Origin of the sequence: Bacteroides sp. D55t1_190419_B8 (assembly GCF_015558905.1) — a bacterium.
Lineage (GTDB): Bacteria > Bacteroidota > Bacteroidia > Bacteroidales > Bacteroidaceae > Bacteroides > Bacteroides vicugnae.
Genome location: NZ_JADMOU010000003.1, coordinates 25,786 through 47,154 on the forward strand (window position 1 = coordinate 25,786; position 21,369 = coordinate 47,154).

Annotated in this window: 12 protein-coding genes and 1 tRNA gene; 7 read left to right on the forward strand and 6 right to left on the reverse strand. The window is 40.0% G+C overall.

What is annotated here, in order from left to right; translation table 11 throughout:
• Positions 1–28 precede the first annotated feature (28 nt).
• Together I2I13_RS03775 and I2I13_RS03780 are read right to left on the reverse strand one after the other, a co-directional pair.
• Positions 29–952, reverse strand: coding sequence for an amidohydrolase (locus tag I2I13_RS03775; RefSeq protein WP_195648830.1), 924 nt, complete (start codon positions 950–952; stop codon positions 29–31).
• Between the two features lie 15 nt (positions 953–967).
• The gene (locus I2I13_RS03780; RefSeq protein ID WP_148364042.1) at positions 968–1,900 is read right to left on the reverse strand and encodes an aldo/keto reductase; all 933 of its coding nucleotides are present in this window, start codon (positions 1,898–1,900) and stop codon (positions 968–970) included.
• 180 nt (positions 1,901–2,080) lie between these two features.
• On the opposite strand from I2I13_RS03780, the gene I2I13_RS03785 reads away from it, so the two are divergent.
• Positions 2,081–3,094: a LacI family DNA-binding transcriptional regulator gene (locus I2I13_RS03785; protein WP_148364043.1), complete on the forward strand. Its 1,014-nt coding sequence runs from the start codon at positions 2,081–2,083 to the stop codon at positions 3,092–3,094.
• A gap of 126 nt (positions 3,095–3,220) precedes the next feature.
• Here the strand turns inward: I2I13_RS03785 and I2I13_RS03790 are convergent, their stop codons facing one another.
• From I2I13_RS03790 to I2I13_RS03805, 3 genes are all read right to left on the reverse strand, one after another.
• The gene (locus I2I13_RS03790) at positions 3,221–3,781 is read right to left on the reverse strand and encodes an FKBP-type peptidyl-prolyl cis-trans isomerase (RefSeq protein WP_195648831.1); all 561 of its coding nucleotides are present in this window, start codon (positions 3,779–3,781) and stop codon (positions 3,221–3,223) included.
• An 11-nt stretch (positions 3,782–3,792) separates the two neighbouring features.
• Entirely contained in the window at positions 3,793–5,334 is a 1,542-nt protein-coding gene (locus I2I13_RS03795; protein ID WP_074559048.1) for a glycine--tRNA ligase, read from the reverse strand.
• 243 nt (positions 5,335–5,577) lie between these two features.
• Positions 5,578–6,639, reverse strand: coding sequence for a hypothetical protein (locus I2I13_RS03805; protein WP_195648832.1), 1,062 nt, complete (start codon positions 6,637–6,639; stop codon positions 5,578–5,580).
• A 384-nt stretch (positions 6,640–7,023) separates the two neighbouring features.
• Here I2I13_RS03805 and I2I13_RS03810 point away from each other — a divergent pair, with 384 nt between their 5' ends.
• The 4 genes from I2I13_RS03810 (at position 7,024) to I2I13_RS03825 (ending at position 11,764) form a co-directional block, all read left to right on the forward strand.
• Positions 7,024–9,669, forward strand: coding sequence for a DNA gyrase/topoisomerase IV subunit A (locus I2I13_RS03810; protein ID WP_195648833.1), 2,646 nt, complete (start codon positions 7,024–7,026; stop codon positions 9,667–9,669).
• Positions 9,669–10,529 carry a DUF3316 domain-containing protein gene (locus tag I2I13_RS03815; protein WP_008642868.1) on the forward strand — a complete coding sequence of 287 codons (861 nt, stop codon included), beginning with the start codon at positions 9,669–9,671 and terminating at the stop codon, positions 10,527–10,529. Before I2I13_RS03810 ends, I2I13_RS03815 begins: the two co-directional genes overlap by 1 nt.
• A 45-nt stretch (positions 10,530–10,574) precedes the next feature.
• Positions 10,575–11,609 (forward strand): S41 family peptidase, encoded by a 1,035-nt coding sequence (locus I2I13_RS03820; protein WP_195648834.1) that lies wholly within the window; start codon positions 10,575–10,577, stop codon positions 11,607–11,609.
• Between the two features lie 73 nt (positions 11,610–11,682).
• A tRNA-Leu gene (locus tag I2I13_RS03825) sits at positions 11,683–11,764 on the forward strand.
• 123 nt (positions 11,765–11,887) lie between these two features.
• Here I2I13_RS03825 and I2I13_RS03830 read toward each other — a convergent pair.
• On the reverse strand, positions 11,888–15,895 hold the full coding sequence (locus I2I13_RS03830; protein ID WP_195648835.1) for a two-component regulator propeller domain-containing protein: 4,008 nt from the start codon (positions 15,893–15,895) through the stop codon (positions 11,888–11,890).
• A gap of 387 nt (positions 15,896–16,282) precedes the next feature.
• Between I2I13_RS03830 and I2I13_RS03835 the strand changes: the two genes are divergently transcribed.
• Positions 16,283–18,094: a glycoside hydrolase family 2 protein gene (locus I2I13_RS03835; RefSeq protein WP_195648836.1), complete on the forward strand. Its 1,812-nt coding sequence runs from the start codon at positions 16,283–16,285 to the stop codon at positions 18,092–18,094.
• Between the two features lie 151 nt (positions 18,095–18,245).
• The gene (locus tag I2I13_RS03840) at positions 18,246–21,362 is read left to right on the forward strand and encodes a TonB-dependent receptor (RefSeq protein WP_195648837.1); all 3,117 of its coding nucleotides are present in this window, start codon (positions 18,246–18,248) and stop codon (positions 21,360–21,362) included.
• Positions 21,363–21,369: the final 7 nt, after the last annotated feature.

Below are 21,369 nucleotides of genomic sequence, written 5' to 3' on the forward strand. Positions count from 1 at the left end.
CTGTTTCACAATAAGGTTGTTTTCTCAATCATTCGGACATGTTCTTGATGTAAGGAAGCACGGGGAGATCTGTAAATCCATAGAAATTCCGGGCATTTTCTCCCAAAAAGAGTCTTTTGTCCTCTTCCGTCAATTCGGAAGACTTCACCACAAAATCATAAGACATTTTGTAGGTGATCGCTGTGATGGTACGCGGATAATCCGAACCCCACATCAATTTTTCCATACCTACCAGATCTGCCGCTTCACGAATGGCTTTTATGGCTCCTTTAAAAGGATAGAACTCGTCATTGAAAAGCCAGGTGATTCCACCGGATTCAATCATCACATTGGAATGACGTGCCAGACGGATTTGCTCTTTCCAGTCGGGCCGTGTCACCATTCCGAAGTGTCCGATAGCTATCCGCAAATCCGGACATTCCTGAATAATCTCCTCCATTTCAGGAACCTGTGTGGCTCCGTCGGCTAAATCAATAGAAAGCAGAACGTCCTTATCTTCCATATAATGGAACATATCCATCATCTCTTCACTGTTCAGCATCACTCTTCCTTCTTTCAGTAATAGCCGTTGTGCCGGAATCTTGATTGCCTTAAAGCCATTATCAATAAGTTCCTTGGCATGATTCAGAAATCCCGGTTTACGGAATTCACACATGCCGCAAACAATAAAACGATTGGGAAAACGTTCCTCTACTGTTGTCAGATAATCATTCTGAATTCCATCAATAAATTCTTGCGTGATGACTGCGGCAGCTACCTGCGCATAATCCATATTCGAAAGAAACGTCTCCGCATCATTCACCCCATTCACCATGAAAGGAGGAAGCATCTGGCGAATCTCTCCCATAAATTCCGAACGTCCATTCTGTAAAGAACGAATGGGTAAACCATCTACTACCGTGTTCTGCTCTATCCACAGATGAGCGTGCGCATCAATAATTGTATAGTCCATACAAATGATTCTGTTTTATGAATTTGCCCAGCTTACCCGTTTCTGTTCTCCGATAATCTCCTGCACTTCCTGAACGAGTTCCCAATCAATAGGTTCTTCGATGAAAGCGATGTTCTTTTTCACATTCTCCGGATTAGTCGTACTAAACAAAGTCGTTGCTATACGGGGATTGCTGACGGAAAATTGCATAGCCAGTTTCTCTATCGGATAGTTTTTTGCCTTGCAATGTTCCATGGCTTTACGGCAAGCTTCTACCAATGGTTGGGGAGCCGGATGCCAGACAGGAACACCACGTTCACTCAACAATCCCATTGAAAGCGGAGAAGCATTAATCACACCGATTGCTTTGGATTCAAAATAGTCCAGAAAGTCTGCTAATTTATCATCACACAGGCAGTAATGGCAGAAGCTAAGTACAGATTCAATCGTACCGCTGGGTGAATGATCGATGACCCATTTCAAGTTTTCCAGTTGCAGGTCAGTAATTCCTACGTGACCTACCACACCTTTTTCACGCAACTCGACCAAAGCCGGCAGTGTTTCATTGACCACTTGATTCAAATCGGCAAATTCCACATCGTGCACATTAATCAGGTCGATAAAATCTATATTCAAGCGTTCCATGCTCTCGTACACACTTTCCGTCGCACGTTTTGCAGAGTAATCCCACAGGTTCACTCCGTCCTTTCCATAGCGTCCCACTTTGGTAGAGAGATAATAGCGATTGCGGGGAAGATCTTTCAGTGCTTTTCCTAAAACTGTCTCTGCTTTGTAATGTCCGTAATAAGGAGAGACATCTATAAAGTTCATTCCCGATTCAACAGCTGTGAACACGGCCTGAATGCCTTCTTTTTCTTTCAAATCATGGAAAACTCCTCCTAAGGAAGAAGCTCCGAAACTAAGAGATGACACTTTCATCCCTGTTTTTCCGATTTCATGGTATTGCATAACTTTTAGGTTTTAAATCATTTTGTATGTGACAAAAGTAGGTAAGGAATGGTTTCAGTGCAGCAGAGAACAGTCGAAAAACCAACGTAACGGTTTACGTAAAAAAGATTGCTTCAGATGTTTTTAATTTTCCGGGAATGTGCTTTCTTTGTAAAAAGAATCTAAGTTACAGACTTTCAAATGGAAAACCGGAAACATACTTCACTCAAAGATCTCGCCCAAGCACTGGGGGTATCGATTCCCACTGTATCCAGAGCACTGAAAGACAGTCCGGAGATCAGTCGTGAACTTTGTGCCAAAGCAAAAGAACTGGCCAAAGAGATGAACTACCGTCCCAATCCTTTTGCCATGAGCTTACGGAAGAATGCACCGCGCATCATCGGAGTAGTAGTTCCGGATATTGTGACTCACTTCTTTGCGTCTATTCTGAACGGAATAGAAAATATGGCCATTGCCAACGGATATTTCGTGATTATCACCACGTCGCATGAGTCGTACGAACATGAAAAAAGGAATATTGAGAATCTGGTGAATATGCGGGTAGAGGGTATTATCGCCTGCCTATCTCAAGAAACAACCGATTTTTCCCACTTATCCGCCTTGAAAAACATCAATATGCCACTTATCCTATTCGACCGCGTTTGTTTGACCGACCAATTTTCTTCAGTGGTAGCGGACGGAGTGCAATCTGCACAAATGGCAACGCAACATCTTCTCAATAATGGAAGCAAACGGGTAGCCTTTATCGGAGGAGCGAATCACTTGGATATTGTAAAGAGAAGAAAGCACGGTTATCTGGAAGCTCTACGCGAAAATCGGATTCCTATCGAAAAAGAGTTAGTCGTTTGCCGGAAGATTGATTATGAAGAGGGGAAGATTGCCACAGAGACACTGTTATCTCTCCCCCAACCTCCCGATGCTATCCTTGCCATGAATGATACGCTGGCTTTTGCAGCTATGGAAGTTATCAAAAGCCGTGGACTTCGTATACCGAATGACATTGCTATTATCGGATATACCGACGAGCAGCATGCCAATTACGTAGAACCTAAATTATCTGCCGTTTCGCATCAAACCTATAAAATGGGAGAAACTGCCTGCCAACTATTAATAGATCAGATTAAAGGAAATAAGACAATCAAACAGGTTACAATTCCGACACATCTGCAGATTAGGGAGAGTAGTATAAAATAAATTCAGGAAAGAAATATATAGTAGAAAAATGAAAAAGTAAATTCTGCTATTGAGATAAATAAAAAATATAGGTGTTGCATCTAAACGATACAACACCTTATTTATATTTATTATATTGTTATAAGATTATCTCTCTACAATCTTCTCTAATCTAACATTATATACTAATGCCGAATAAGCTTGCAGATTACCATCATTAGTGCTTGAGCCATATCCACTTTGATAAGGAATATACAAAGTCCAAAAATCACCAACTACCATATGTATCAGCGTATAAGACCAGCCGGAAATAACACCATTCAAAGTAAAATTTGCCGGAGAATCAAAGTCTGTAGGTTCTGTTCCTGTGTAAGTCTGTTGAACTACATCTCCATTGAAATAAGACATACAATAATGTGCACTTACTGTAGAAGTATATTGAGGCACCTCTTTGCCCGTCCCTTTTTTCACCTTCTTAACATATATCCATTGACCAGTTACCTCATCTTGATAACGATAAAGTTTCTCCGGATCATTCTTAGCTAAAGCCTGATTTTCAGGACTATCATACACACTAGCGATCGAGTCTATAAAAGCCACACTACGTGCCTGCCAATTATCATAACGACTCGTCTCTTCCGTCTCACTGCAAGCAGTGAACGCAAGAGCCAGCAATACTAAGGAGAATAAATAGATCTTTTTACTCATTCGTCAAAGGTTTATTGTAAAGTTTTCAATAGAGAAGTGATGCTTACTCTGTCTGCGATGATATTATTCAGTTCAGAGATAGCGACACGCTCTTGCTGCATGGTATCGCGGTTACGCAATGTCACACAATTATCTTCTAATGTCTGATGATCGACTGTTACACAGTACGGAGTACCAATAGCATCCTGACGGCGATAACGCTTACCGATACTATCCTTTTCGTCATATTGGCAATGGAAGTGGAACTTCAAGCTGTCAATAACTTCACGGGCTTTTTCAGGCAGACCGTCTTTCTTTACCAACGGCATAACTGCCAGTTTCACCGGAGCCAAAGCAGCAGGCAATTTCAAAACAACACGGCTTTCACCATTTTCCAGCTGTTCTTCGCAATAAGATGCGCTCATGATGCTAAGGAACATACGGTCAACACCGATAGAAGTTTCGATTACGTACGGAGTATAAGATTCGTTCAGTTCCGGATCGAAGTATTTAATGCTCTTGCCGGAGAACTTCTCATGTTGAGACAAGTCGAAGTTAGTACGAGAGTGGATACCTTCTACTTCTTTGAATCCGAACGGCATCAGGAACTCGATGTCAGTAGCGGCATTTGCGTAGTGAGCCAGTTTATCGTGATCGTGATAACGATAGCTTGCATCTCCGAAGCCAAGTGCCTTATGCCATTTCAGACGGATTTCTTTCCATTTCTTGAACCAGTCAAGTTCTGTCCCCGGTTTCACGAAGAACTGCATTTCCATCTGTTCGAACTCACGCATACGGAAGATGAACTGACGGGCAACGATCTCGTTACGGAAAGCCTTACCAATCTGTGCAATACCGAAAGGAACTTTCATACGACCCGTCTTCTGTACATTGAGGTAGTTTACAAAAATACCCTGTGCAGTTTCCGGACGAAGATAAATTTTCATGGCTCCGTCGGAAGTAGAACCCATTTCAGTAGAGAACATCAGATTGAACTGACGAACTTCTGTCCAGTTCTTTGTGCCGGAGATCGGACATACGATTTCTTCATCAATAATGATCTGACGCAATTCTTCCAGATTACCGTCGTTCAGAGCTTTAGCAAAGCGAGTGTGAAGTGCGTCACGTTTTGCCTGATGCTCCAATACACGTCCGTTAGTTGAACGGAATTGAGCCTCATCAAAAGATTCGCCAAATCTCTTGGCAGCCTTCGCTACTTCTTTATTAATTTTATCATCATACTTTGCCAACTGATCTTCAATCAGTACGTCAGCACGATAACGTTTTTTAGAATCCTTATTGTCAATCAAAGGGTCATTGAATGCGTCTACATGTCCGGAAGCCTTCCAGATAGTAGGATGCATAAAGATGGCAGAGTCGATACCGACAATGTTTTCGTGCAACAGCACCATGCTGTCCCACCAGTATTTCTTAATGTTGTTTTTCAATTCAACGCCCATCTGACCGTAGTCATACACAGCGCCTAGTCCGTCGTAGATATCGCTCGAAGGGAATACGAAACCATACTCTTTGCAATGCGATACAAGCTTCTTAAAAACGTCTTCTTGTGCCATTTTCTTTTCTATATCTATTAATTTGAATTTGCTTTTTTCGTAAAAAGTGCCACAAAGATAGGTATTTATCTCATAAATAAGACAGAGAGGGTATTAATTTATCTTATTCCTGAACTTCTTCACCGATTTCCAGCCCTTCTACCTCGAATTCCGCCAGTTCTGTCTCCTCATCTGCTTTCTTCATCTCTTTAGTCAGCATACTTTCCCGGCGTCACCTGTTCCGACAGATTGGTGCATTTAGTTTTATGAAAAGCTCATAAAGTTGTCGAGAAGGGACACCCAAGCTTCATTGAGTGCCGACAAATTTTGTTCGCGGACAAGAACAATGCCACACTGATGACAGAAATCCTCTAAAAGCGCTTCGGTTTTCGCATCTTCCACTTGCATCTTTTGCGGCTTTCCTGCATTCCGACGAAAAGTATCGGCTAGTTCCGCAAGTATTAGTATAGGATTTTTCTCGGAATCCTCTTTACAGAAAATGGGCCATAGATATTCTGAATCAGCATCTATACAAATCAGCACAGCTGGAAAATAAGGAACCTCACTCACTCCGTCATTTACAGGAGTAGGTATATGAATAATCCGCAGTTGCAAAATGCAAGATGCAGGAAGAGCTTTCACCATATTTACAAGTATATCATTTTCGAACTTCACCGTAGCATACTTGTCTTGCACAAGGGCAGGCAATTTCACAGTACTCCATTCATACGTTCCATCAGCGGTAGGGATAAGATAAGGCACAAGCTTACTTCCCTTTGCCGTGGGATAAGCTCCCCTCTTGTCAAAACCAAGACTTTCAAAATCATGTATCGTCAACTTTTCACTCACAGCAATTGCCGCACGAAGCGCTTCCGTAATGTCACGAGCATCTTTTTCACACGTGATGCCATATTGCGCCTTGTATGGCTCGAACCGGGTAAAGTCCGGCCATCCGTTGGAGCGACTAATTTTTAGACCAGCGTCATTGACATATTTGCGAATTCTCTTCTTCGTCGTGTCATCCAAGGTAGAAGCCGCCACGAAGTCACAATTGATGCAGTCAAAAGTCATCACAGTTTCAAACGTCTCGCAACCAAAAGATTGTTGCCTTCCCATATCCAAGGTCTTCAAGTAGCTGGAAAAGCCATTCTTACCTCTATAGAATCCAAGAGAGAAATGCTCACCTGCATTGCCCATCACACTACAATAGCCCGTCTCACCATCCGACAAGCGAAAAGCGAACACATCACTGTCAGTTAGCTCCTCCCACAAACAAATGCTGCGGAAACGAAACGCTGCTTCAAGCATTTCATTAGTTAGTATCATAATTCTGTTTTTTTAGTTTGAAGATTGCATTTAATATGATTACAAATAAACAAAAAAAATCCAGTTTCACTAAGCACTCCGTTTCTTTTTTTTGTTTTCGTTAAATAGATAGTGGCTCATTACAATTAACTCTTTGTTTCCCCCAAAGAAATCTACAACTTTTCTTATATCAATATTTTTTGGATCGGAGCCGCATTACTCTCCGTCTTTTTTGCTTTATTGGTATGGAATGTGAAATCAAAGGATTAACAGAACTGTCAGTATCATAAAAAACGTGAGTTCTTTTCGTCCTCATATGAATTTATTTCGTATTTTTGCGTGGACATCCCCTTTTTTGATGTTCAGGAAGATAATTTGTTGTTAAAGCAAAGCGAAGATTGATATATGAGTGACGAAATCAATGAGATAACGGAAGGACATTCAGACTACAAACCGGCGGACACGCGGGACGAAAACGTAAAGCATCAGTTAACAGGCATGTACCAGAATTGGTTTCTGGACTATGCTTCATACGTTATACTGGAACGTGCCGTGCCTCATATCAATGACGGTTTGAAGCCTGTGCAACGACGTATTTTACATTCAATGAAACGTCTGGACGACGGACGGTATAACAAAGTGGCTAACATTGTGGGGCACACCATGCAGTTCCACCCTCACGGTGATGCTTCTATCGGGGATGCCCTGGTACAGTTGGGACAGAAAGACCTGTTGATCGATTGTCAGGGTAACTGGGGTAATATCCTCACCGGAGACGGCGCAGCTGCTCCCCGTTATATCGAAGCACGCTTGTCCAAGTTTGCGCTGGATGTTGTCTTCAATCCCAAAACTACCGAATGGAAACTTTCTTATGACGGACGAAACAAGGAACCGGTCACTCTTCCTGTGAAATTCCCGTTATTATTAGCACAGGGAGTGGAAGGTATCGCCGTGGGACTTTCTTCAAAAATTTTACCACACAATTTCAACGAACTTTGTGATGCCTCTATCAGCTATTTACGCGGAGAGGAATTCCAACTATATCCTGATTTCCAAACGGGAGGTTCTATCGATGTAGCCAAATACAACGACGGAGAGCGTGGCGGAGCCGTGAAAGTACGTGCCAAGATCAACAAGATTGATAATAAAACGCTTGCTATCACAGAAATTCCATACGGAAAGACGACTTCGACAGTGATCGACTCTATCCTGAAAGCTGTTGATAAAGGAAAGATCAAAATTCGTAAGGTAGACGACAACACGGCTGCCAACGTAGAAATATTGGTGCACCTCGCACCCGGCACCTCATCGGATAAAACGATTGATGCTCTCTACGCTTTCACAGACTGTGAAGTTAGTATCTCGCCCAACTGTTGTATTATCGATGACAGTAAGCCACATTTCCTTACTGTGAGCAAAGTCCTGAAAAAGTCGGCAGACAATACGATGGATTTGCTGAAGCAGGAGCTGGAAATCAAGAAAGGAGAAATACTGGAATCCCTGCATTTCTCTTCTCTCGAAAAGATATTTATCGAAGAACGCATCTATAAGGATAAAGAGTTTGAGCAATCCAAAGACATGGATGCAGCCTGTGCACATATCGATGAACGCTTGACACCCTATTATCCGACATTTATCCGTGAAGTTACAAAAGAAGATATTCTCAAGTTGATGGAAATCAAAATGGGACGTATCCTGAAATTCAACTCGGACAAGGCGGATGAACTGATCGCCAAGATGAAAGAGGAAATTGCCGAGATTGATAACCATCTGGCCCATATCGTGGATTATACCGTCAACTGGTATCAGATGTTGAAAAACAAATACGGCAAGAATTTCCCGCGCCGCACGGAATTACGGAACTTCGACACCATCGAAGCAGCCAAAGTAGTAGAAGCTAACGAAAAACTCTATATCAACCGTGAAGAAGGATTTATCGGAACGGCATTAAAGAAAGATGAATTCGTGGCCTGTTGTTCGGATATTGACGATGTGATTGTCTTCTTCCGTGATGGCAAGTACATTGTTACTCCTGTTGCAGATAAAAAATTTGTCGGTAAGAACGTTCTTTATGTCAATGTATTCAAGAAGAACGATAAACGCACGATCTACAACGTAGCCTACCGTGACGGAAAAGAAGGAACGACCTACGTAAAACGCTTCGCCGTAACTTCCGTGGTCCGCGACCGTGAATATGATGTAACACAGGGAACTCCCGATTCACGGATCACCTATTTCAGCGCCAACCCGAACGGAGAAGCCGAAATCATCAAGGTGACATTGAAGCCGAACCCGCGTGTACGCCGTATTATCTTCGAACATGACTTCAGCGAAGTCAGTATCAAGGGACGCCAAGCACGGGGTGTGATTCTCACCCGCTTGCCGGTACACAAAATATCCCTGAAACAAAAAGGCGGCTCTACTCTCGGTGGACGTAAAGTCTGGTTTGACCGTGACATACTCCGTCTCAACTATGACGGACGAGGCGAATATCTGGGAGAATTCCAAAGTGACGACTCCATTCTGGTTGTACTGAACAATGGTGATTTCTACACCACCAACTTCGATTTGAGCAATCACTACGAAGACAATGTGAGCATCGTTGAGAAATTCGATCCCCATAAGGTATGGACCGCTGCACTTTATGATGCCGATCAACAGAATTACCCGTACCTGAAACGCTTCTGCTTCGAGGCCTCCAACCGCAAACAGAACTATCTGGGAGAGAATAAGAATAACCGTCTCATCTTGCTGACCGATGAGTACTATCCGCGTCTGGAAGTTATATTTGGCGGACACGACAGCTTCCGTGATCCGTTGGATATCGATGCAGATGAATTCATAGCTGTCAAAGGGTTCAAAGCCAAAGGAAAACGCATCACGACCTATACCGTGGATACGATCAACGAACTTGAACCGACCCGCTTCCCCGAACCTGAACAAGAGCAGCAGGAAAGCCCGGAAGAGGAACCGGAAAATCTGGACCCGGACAGTGATAAGAGCGAAGGCGATATTATTGATGAGATCACCGGGCAGATGAAATTATTCTGATGAAGAAAAAACTAATATATCTGGGGCTGACAGGATGCATCCTGTTCGCCCTTTGCACCAGATTACAAGCGCAGATTGACAGTCTGCAAACCCATCGGTATGTAACACGTGCCACCATGTACGGTGTAGGATTTACCAACGTATTCGACACCTATCTTTCACCGCAGGAATACAAAGGAATTGACTTCCGTATTTCCCGCGAGACGATTCGGATGACTAAGTTATTCGATGGAAATGTGTCTGTGCAGAATTTCTTTCAGGCAGACATCGGTTATACCCATAACCGTGCCGATAACAATAACACCTTCTCCGGATTAGTCAACTGGAATTACGGATTACACTACCAGTTTCGACTGACGGAGAATTTCAAATTATTAGCCGGAGGATTGATAGATGCCAACGGAGGCTTTGTCTATAATCTCCGGAACACCAACAATCCGGCATCCGCACGGGCATACGTCAATTTGGATGCTTCCGGAATGGCTATCTGGCATTTGAAAATCAAACGGTACCCGATGGTATTACGCTATCAAGTCAATCTACCGGTGATGGGAGTAATGTTCTCACCGCACTACGGACAATCTTACTACGAGATATTCTCTCTGGGAAATTCGAGTGGAGTGATAAAGTTCACCTCCCTGCACAACCAGCCTTCACTGCGGCAGATGCTCTCGGTCGACTTACCGATAGGATATACAAAAATGCGATTCAGCTATCTGGCTGATTTGCAACAATCCAATGTAAACAATATCAAGACACATACCTACTCGCACGTATTCATGGTAGGATTTGTGAAAGACCTATACCGTATCCGAAACAAAAAAGGAACAGCTTTGCCTTCATCGGTCAGAGCCTACTAAGAGAACAAAATTTAATGTTGAAACTTCAAGTGAGATCAATTAAGAATGAGAAATAAGATTAGACAAATGCTTTGGCTGCTCTGCTGTCTTCCGGTATTGACCGGTTGCATCGGAGAAGAAGACTACGCCAATGATCCTGTAGGAAACTTCGAACAACTATGGAAGATCATCGACGAACAGTATTGTTTTCTGGAAGCAAAAGGTATTGACTGGGATGCCGTTCACGACAAATATAGCCCACTGATTATTCCGACAATGTCTAATGACGACCTGTTCGACATCCTAAGCCAGATGCTATACATTTTAAAAGACGGACATGTCAATCTATCCTCTGCCAAACGTACTTCTTTCTACGATGAATGGTATCAGGGTTACGACTGGAACTACCGGGAAGATATTCTCTATCAAACTTATCTGGGCAGTGCCAGCACAGGATACTATACATCCGCCGGTTTAAAGTATAAAATATTCGATAATAATATAGGATATATTCGTTATGAAAGTTTCAGTTCCGGAGTGGGCGATGGCAACTTGGATGAAGTTCTTCTCTACCTGTCCCCTTGCAATGGACTTATCATCGACGTACGTGATAATGGAGGCGGAAACCTGACCAACTCCACCCGCATTGCCGCCCGGTTTACCAACGAGAAAACACTTACCGGATATATACAGCACAAAACCGGACCGGGACATAATGATTTCTCCAAGATGGAGCCGATCTATCTGGAACCATCCAACAGCATCCGGTGGCAGAAGAAAGTAATCATTCTGACCAATCGTCGTTGTTATAGTGCCACCAATGATTTTGTGAATGCGATGCGTAGCTTAAACAAGGACAACGAAGAGAAAAGAATCATCCAGTTAGGTGACTGGACCGGAGGTGGTTCGGGACTTCCCTTCTCATCGGAATTACCTAATGGATGGAGCGTCCGTTTTTCCGCCAGTCCGCATTTCGGCAAAAACAAGCAGCCCTTGGAAGAAGGTATTGAGCCGGACATTGCCATCAATATGTCTGAATCAGATCAACTTAAGCACAAAGACACTCTGATTGAAAAAGCATTCGAAATCTTAAGTGAATAACTTTATTGTCGAATTATTTGCCAAATCAGAAAATCTTCCTATCTTTGCACCGCTAAACAAAAAAGCTACACATGCGGATGTGGCGTAATTGGTAGCCGCGCCAGACTTAGGATCTGGTGCCGTGAGGCGTGTAGGTTCGAGTCCTATCATCCGCACACTTCCTGTAGTATAAACAGACAAAAAGCCCCTAAATATTCATTTAGAGGCTTTTTTATATCCTTTCCACAGGTCATCTAAAAAATGCGGTAACATTCTCGGTGACGGGGTCCCTTTCATGGTTACTTCTTTGTTTTATTCGCATGTTTCACTATAAACTCCTTAGGTAGAATACCATAAGCTTTCTGGAATACACGAGTAAAATAGGAAGCTGTACTAAAACCAACACTATATGCAACCTCATTTACCCTCATATCGGTCTCCAACAATAATTGACAGGCTTTTCTCAGACGATAATTCCGTAAATAATCGCCTGGCGTTACACCTCCTATGGCTTTCAGTTTTCTTTGTAGGTGAGAACGGCTGATATTAAAAATATCAGTTAGTGATTCTACCGAGAAATTTTCATCTGCGATATGCTTTTCTATTTCTTCATTTAACTGACTCAGAAATAGCTCGTCATTTTTACTGGTAACTAATGTAGAGTAAGAAATAAAAGGAGAACGATTAAAGGCGTCAAGCACAGTTCTGCGATTCTCGAGTAAACTTATAATTTGTGCCTTCAGAAATGAAATAGAAAACGGCTTTTCGATGAAAACATCCGCACCGGAGTGTAATCCTTCTATCTTAACTGCATTTTCTGTTTTAGCTGAAAGCAGAATGATTGGTATATGGTTATAATTGAGATCCGACTTCAATTTCTTAGTAAATGAGATACCGTCTATCCCTGGCATCATAATATCTGAGATTATAATATCATAGCTGTTCTCTTCTAATAATAACATTGCTTCCTCGGCATTGAAAGCGGTATCGGCAGCATAGTCTTTATTCAAAGAGTTCTTTATAAATGATGCCATTTCGATATTATCCTCGACAATCAGTATGCTGTTTTTGTTTTCTGACACACTTCTATTTTTTATTATTTCCTTTTCGAGAGGAATACTATCAAGTTCGGATTTATGCTGGCATAGAAGTGGCAAATCGGAAAAATTGAATATAAATGTAGCTCCCCCAGCTTCATTGTCTTTTACAGTAATATTACCGTTTAACATCTCTGCTAGTTTTTTAGCCAAAGATAATCCCAGGCCGGTACCCATTTTCCCACTATCATTTTGTACTTGATAAAAAGGATCAAATATCAGTTTCTTATAGGTATCAGAGACGCCATTGCCATTGTCTTCGACAAAAACAGAATAAGTTGCATCTTTATTCTTTACGAGAGATAAGACTATCTTATCTTTAGTATATTTGAGTGCATTTGTAAGCAAATTCCCTATTATTTTGATTAATGCATCTGTATCTGAATTTACTATAAATTCATCTTGAGGGAGCTGGAGAATAAAATCAATATGCTGCTTCTGCGCTGTTTTACTGATGCGTCCGTACAAATCCGTTAAGAGATGGCGCAAATCTACTCTTGCCGGATTTATAATATATTGAGTTGAGTCCATCTTTCTAAAATCCAGTAACTGATTAATCAAATCAGTCAACCTGTCACAATTCTTTTCGATTATCAATATATTCTCTTTAGTCTCAGGGCTTCCTTCTCCTGAATTAACAACTTCCTCCAAAGGCGCAGAGATTAAGCTCAGCGGAGTTCTTATTTCGTGAGCTATAGTAGTGAAGAAATCTATTTTCGATTTAAAAGATAAATTTTCCTGTTCGGTCTTGAATGCTTCCAATTGCTTTTCTTGTTTTGCCCGACTTTTCTTTATGTAAAATGAGATAATCAAATAAGCCATAACCAAAATCAAAACAACATATACAATCTTGGCAGGAATGGATAACCAAAACGGGGGTAATATCTCTATCTCCACTTTTGCCCCTTCTTCATTCCATAATTCGTCATTGTTAGAGCCTTTCACTCTGAATAAATATTTACCTGGAGATAAATTTACATAAGTCACACTTTGTTTATTACCTACATAATTCCACTCTGTATCCGTTTTTTCCAACTTATACGCATATTTATTTTTCGAGTGTGCTATATAGCTTAAGCTTGTATAAGATATAGAAAAAGAAGACTTATTATAGGGTAATATTATCTTTTGTTGCTTGTTTAACTTTTGCTGTATGGCTTCATTCAGTTCCGAATCTCCATTACCTAGAATATCAATCTGAGTTATTTCGATTGATGGCAAAACTGTATTCTTATTTTTATTGAGATCTTGTGGATAAAATGAACTGAACCCATTAATTCCGCCAAAGTAGAATTTTCCATTTAAAGCCTTATAACTTGATTTATAATTGAACTGGTTACTCTGCAATCCATCGTCCCTTGTATATAGTTTAATATTATGCAGATCTGATATGTTCATCCGGATTATTCCTTTATTCGAACTCATCCACCAATTACCTTGTGGATCATCCAATATGCCATATATTACCCCATTGGGCAAACCATCAGTTTCGGATATATTCTTAAAACTATCGGTTTTATAATCGTAAAAGAAAATGCCTTGTCCTTCGCTTGCGAATAACAAAGTTTTTTTAGAGTCAATATAAATATTAGTTAATTTACTTTCTTTTAATGGATTACTATTATCGCATATTGAATCGTAACATATCCATTCATTAGTTGGTATATGATATCTTATGACTCCTGAACCGTAAGTTGCTAACCATAGATTACCAAAATCATCCTCTTTTATGTCGTATATAAATTTCGAAGCCTGCTCTATGTTAATGAACTCATTTTTGTCCCTATCGTACTTGTTCAATCCAGCATGAGTTCCTACATAAATATCTCCATTTTTAGTTTTACATAAGGCGTATATTCCATCATCATTAATACTGTTCTTCCTATCAGAACTGTGTTTGAATACAGATAGAGACTTAGTTTTAGTATTATATACATGAATCCCTCTCGCATAGGTACCTATCCATAGGTTATCTCCATCTATCAATAAAGCATGCACGTTATAGTACGATCCTTTTATCGGTTGAGTGATAGTTTGATCTTTCGTATTAAAGTAATTTACACCTCCATTTTCCGTAGCTATCCATAGATTCTCATTTTCATCTTCACAAAACTGTCTGATTGTCTTTCCCGATAAGGATCCGGACAAGATGTCGGGATAATAGGTGTCTATACTGAATACACTTGGACTTAAGTAATTTACTCCACCCGAATATGTACCAATCCATATTCCCCCTTCCCTATCTTTGTAGATTGAACCAATAGCCTGATCACTCAAACTATGATAAGAATTAGGAATGTCGATTCGCTTGGATGTTCTATTTTCAATATCGAACATATATAATCCATTGTCTGATCCTACGAGCAGAGCATTGTCACGATATTGGCAAATAGCCATAATACGTGTTACGGCAGAAGACTCTTTATTTGAACTCAGAAAAGTAGTATATGCATTTGACTGTTTTTTATATAAACGCAGGCCTTTAGCCCATGTTCCAAGCCATAAGTCACCATTGGTATCTTCGACGATTGTTTGTGTCTCATGCTCAGAGTTATCATAGAGACTATATAATCTTTCTATCGGATCAAAAAAGCCTGTATTTGAATTATATCTGAGCAATCCAAGTCTTGTACCTACCCATATATTATCAGAGGCATCTCCGTATATAGACCATACTATATTCGAATCGAAATCATATCCGTTTACCCTCACCCTCTTCAACTCATTCTTTTCGGGATTATAAGTATAAATACCTTGCGAATTGGTTCCTATCCATATATTTCCTTTGCGATCCCTAAAAATAGTGGTCACAGTATAGGTAATTTTGAAATTATCGGCTGTTGTATTTTCCACTTTTTCAAAAGTCTCGTCGGCTATGTCCATTATATAAAGTCCAGCTTCTGTACCTACATAGAGCTTATTATTATCCCCCTCTATCATACAATGTATAATATTGTTTCCAATCGTTTTCTCTTTCCGAGGATTATGTCTGAATACCTTGAAACTATTCCCATCGAATTTATTTAAACCATCTTTTGTCCCAAACCACATAAAACCTTTCGCATCTTGCATGATACAAAAGACAAAATTTGCTGAAAGTCCATTATCCACCTGCAACTTCTTGAAATGAAAATTAGAATATCCCTGCGAAAAAGAGGCAATGCTATAAAGAGAGAAACAAAGCAAGATGTACAAATAGTGATTTTTCATATAAAGAATGGTATAACGTGAAAGTTTCGACAAATATACGCTTTTATCAGTAGTGGAAAAATATCAATTATTATTTATTTATATCACATTTTAGTCAATATAGCTACAGAAACCTTTTATTGCCATTTTTTTACCCAAATATATCACCTCTGCAATAGTTAATTTATCTATTTTTGCCATCAATCAAGTTGAGAGCTTGTTAACCCTATCTTAATATAAAGATAAGTTTATAACCATATATTCAATACCATGAAAAAACTGACAAACAAAAAAATACCGCTTATCAAATATACAGTAATCTTCCTTTCTTATGGAAACAGTATTCAGGCTTCGCATTTCCACAGCCTTTAAATATTTAAACTAATTACATACAAAAATCTATTATCAATGAAAACATTTCTTTTATTAATTATTTCACTCTTTTCCTCCGTATCATCATTTGCACAGTGGAAACCTGCGGGTGATAAAATTAAAACGGTTTGGGCAGAAAAAATTGATCCTAATAATGTTTTGCCTGAGTACCCTCGTCCGATAATGGAACGTGATAAGTGGCAAAATCTGAATGGTTTGTGGGATTATGCCATTTTGCCTATGGGACAACAGGAACCTCAGACGTTCGATGGAAAAATTCTTGTTCCTTTTGCTGTAGAATCAAGCCTTTCAGGTGTCCAAAAAAAACTGGGTAAAGAAAAAGAGCTATGGTATAGACGTACGTTTACAATCCCCTCGGATTGGAAAAGCAAAAATGTAATACTACATTTCGGAGCAGTGGACTGGAAAGCAGAAGTTTACCTTAACAATATTAAAATAGGAAGTCACACTGGAGGATATACACCTTTTTGCTTCGATGTAACCCCATTCCTTACCGCAGGAAATCAAAAACTGGTAGTTAAAGTATGGGATCCTACAAGCGATAGTTCTATACCAAGAGGCAAACAAGTGACTAATCCTAATGGAATATGGTACACACCTGTTTCTGGTATTTGGCAAACTGTCTGGTTGGAACCTGTAAATAACAAGCACATTGTCGGCATTACCCCCATTGCCAATATAGACAATAACAATTTAAAAGTGAAAGTGTGTACAAAGAATACGGAGTCATCTGATATTATAGAAGTAAAACTAAAGGATAACAATAGAGTGATCGCTTCGGCAAAAGGCGTTGTAGGGCAGACATTGGATATCGCTATTCCGAATGCGAAACTTTGGTCGCCCGAATCTCCATTCCTCTACGACCTGGATGTTGCCCTCATCGAAAGGGGAAAATCAGTAGATAAAGTCAGTAGTTATGCCGCAATGCGCAAGGTGTCGAAAAAACGCGATGCAAATGGCATAATACGTATGCAATTGAATAACAAGGATATATTCCATTTTGGACCATTAGATCAGGGATGGTGGCCTGATGGACTTTATACAGCACCAACAGATGAAGCATTGAAATATGATATTGTGAAGACAAAAGACTTCGGCTACAATATGATTCGCAAACATGTAAAAGTAGAACCTGCACGTTGGTATACTCATTGCGATCGTTTAGGTATACTTGTATGGCAAGATATGCCAAATGGCGACCAAGGGCCTCATTGGGATATGCACCACTACTTTGATGGAAAAGAGGTTACGCGCTCTATCGAATCAGAACAAAATTTCCGTAAAGAATGGAAAGAAATAATGGATTATTTGATGCCTTATCCGTCTATTGCCATATGGGTTCCGTTCAATGAGGCATGGGGACAGTTCAAAACGCAAGAAATTACAGAATGGACGCAGTATTATGACCCATCACGTCTAGTAAACCCGGCAAGTGGCGGCAATCATTATCTTAAAGTTGGAGACATTCTCGATTTCCATAAATATCCTTCACCGGAGATGATGATGTATGATAACGAACGAATTACTGTTATCGGTGAATATGGAGGAATAGGTATGCCGCTTACAGATCATTTATGGCAACCAGATAAAAACTGGGGATATGTACAATTCAAGAGCGCAAAAGAAGTTACAGACGAATATGTGAAATACGGACGACAATTACTGAATTTGGTAAAAAGTGGAATATCCGGTGGTGTATACACACAAACTACAGATGTCGAAGGAGAAGTAAATGGCTTAATAACTTATGACAGAAAGGTTATTAAAGTAGAGGAAGATCGTATTAGAAAGATTAACCAGGAAATCATCAATTCACTGTCTGAATAAAGAAGGTATCAAAGGGATTAGACGAAGCAAAATAGTATTTCAAGTATAATAATAAATAACTAAAACTATGTAAAACAACAATCTACGAATAAGTACAATCGAAAAATCGAACTATTAAATCACAATTTATTATCAATAAAATAGTTATAATATGACTAATAGAATATGTAAACTATTAATGTTAACCGGTTTAATACTGCTATACGCAGGAAATACCACAAAAGGATTTGCTCAAACAGGTGTCACACAACAATCCCGAACAGAGAAAACTGTAAAAGGCACTGTGAAGGATGAGCAAGGTGAACCGTTGATTGGCGTGAGTGTTGCCATAAAAGGCACAACCAATGGCACAATCACGGATGCAGATGGAAAATTCTCCATCAGTTGCAGCGGTGATGATATGTTAGTAATCTCGTATGTCGGTTTTAATACCATTGAGAGAAAAGCAGGAAACACATCATTGCTTGCTCTTGTTATGAAAGAAGACTCGAAATTATTGGATGAAGTTATCGTTATCGGTTATGGTACTACTACCCGTAAACATGTGATAGGGGCAGTCGATCAGGTAAAAGATAAACTTATTAAAGATCGTCCGGTAGCCAACCTGACTCAGGCATTGCAAGGAGCATCACCGAGTCTCACTATCCAGCAACGTAGTATGAATCCGAATGACAACACGATGAATATTAATATTCGAGGCGTCAGTTCTATGAATAACAACGATCCTCTGATTGTTATAGACGGAATGATTGCCGACGATGTTAAAGCAATGAATATGCTTAACCCTAGTGATATAGAAAATGTTTCCATATTGAAAGATGCCGGTACAGCCGCCATTTACGGATCACGTTCTTCTAATGGAGTCATACTGATTACCACAAAGAAAGGGCATTTGGATATGAAGCCACAAGTATCTTTCAGTGCCTCCGTCGGATCACAAAATCCAGATATCTTATTGAAGCCGCTACCGGGTTATCAAAACGCATTGTTGCGCAATGACTCGTATGTAAACGCAGGAAAAGATCCTATTTATACTGCAGAGGAAATACATCAGTTTGCCAAAGGAGATAGTGAGTGGGGATATAAAGCTATACTGAAGAATGCTCTGCAACAAAGTTATAATTTAGGCGTACAAGGAGGCTCTAAATCTACCTCTTACAATATTTCTTTCGGATATTACGATCAGGAAAGTAACTATAAGGGACAGGACTTTGGTGTTAAAAGATACAATTTCAGAAGTAATGTTGTAACTGACATTAAACGTTTGAAACTGACTGCATTATTGGCATACGACAGGCAAGAAGGACGCTCGGACAGAGGTGGCTTGTGGTTGTCAGATGTGATGCGTGTACCAACATACAACACGTATGACATATACCCCGATGCAGATGGAAAATATTACAATACAGACATAACCACTGGAGGTAATTTCCTTGCAACCTTATATCATGGCGGTCTTACAACAAACAATGACGACCATTTTCAAGGGGTTGTATCCGGAGAGCTAAACATTTGGAAAGGATTGAAAGCGAAGGCCGTATTAGGCTATGACCTAAGGTCGGAACACCGTCTTATAAAAAGACGTTATCACCCAGTATATGATTATATCGATAGGGATAAAATAACAAATGAGAGTGATAAGAAAGACTATAGTATTGAAGACTATAACGGAAAAATAACAATGTTGAATACCCAATTCCTACTAGAATATAACCGTACTTTCAACAAAGTACATAATGTTACGGGGGTATTTGGATATACAACAGAGTCATACCGCAGAGAAGCTAATGAGATAAAAAGAAAATATGTCGATCCTGATCTCTATACAGATACAGATGACACCGAAATAGATCCCGGTAGCTACAATACACCTGGTGGAACTGTAGAACGTGCTCTTCATTCGTGGTTGGGTCGTTTGGGTTATTCATATATGGACAAATACTATGTTGAAGTGAGTGGGCGTTACGATGGTTCGTCATTATTGGCAAAAGGACATCGATGGGCATTCTTCCCATCAGCAACTCTTGGATGGCGAATCTCAGAAGAAGAAATTTTCTCTTTCTGGAAAGAAAAAATAGGCGACCTGAAAATTAGAAGTTCGTATGGTTTGTTGGGAACGCAGTCTGTGCCAGACTACCAGTACTTCACCACATACGATATTTACAAAAATCAATATGGATTTAATAAAACTCCGGTAACAGGTACAGGATATACCTTTGGCAATGAATCATTGTCATGGGAAAAGACAAAGACATTCAACATCGGTTTTGATGCTACTTTGCTGAAAAATACATTGAGTCTATCTTTCGACTACTTTAATAAATACACTACCGATATTTTATTAGTTCCACAAACTCCGAGTACTTTAGGAGGAGCTGTGCCCTATAAAAATATTGGAGAAATGAGAAACAGAGGATGGGAATTGTCTATCAACTATCGTCTGAATCATTCCGACTTTACTCATAACTTCGGATTCAATATAGGCGACTCTTTTAATAAAGTAATCAAATATGGCAAACAGGATATTTTTCAAGTCGACGGAATAGAACGTATTGTTCGCGAAGGCGTTCCTCTGCATAGTTATTATGGATTTAAAACCGATGGACTATATCAGAACGAAGAAGAAATACGAAATTCAGCAGTGTTTATTGGAGCAAACTTGTCACCTGGAGACGTGAAGTATGTAGATCGCAATGGGGACGGAGTTATAGATGATAACGACCGTTATATCTTGGGCAATGCTTTCCCCCGCTATATATTTGGATTCAACTATTTACTCAACTGGAAAGGGATTGATTTCAATATGCTGTGGCAAGGTGTAGGCAAACGCGATATGGCATTACGTGGTGAAATGGTTGAGCCATTTCATGGAAGTTATTATTTTGTCATGTTCGAACACCAGCTAGATTATTGGAGTCCGAGCAACACAGATGCCAAATATCCACGGCTGATAAACGATTATGCAACATCCTCCTATGCGAACAATTACCAGCATTCATCCGACAGAAACATTTACAATGCAGCATATCTGCGATTGAAAAACTTACAAATTGGTTATACTATTCCGGAAACTATAACAAGGAAAATAGGTATGAGCAAAGTACGGGTATATGCAACCGGACAGAATTTATTAACAATCACAAAAAATAAATTTATCGATCCGGAGTCTTCTGAATTTGGTAACAGCATGAATGCCGGTGGTGCAAACAGTGGACGTAACTATCCTACATTGAAATATTATGGTGGTGGTATTGAGATCGTATTTTAAATACAAT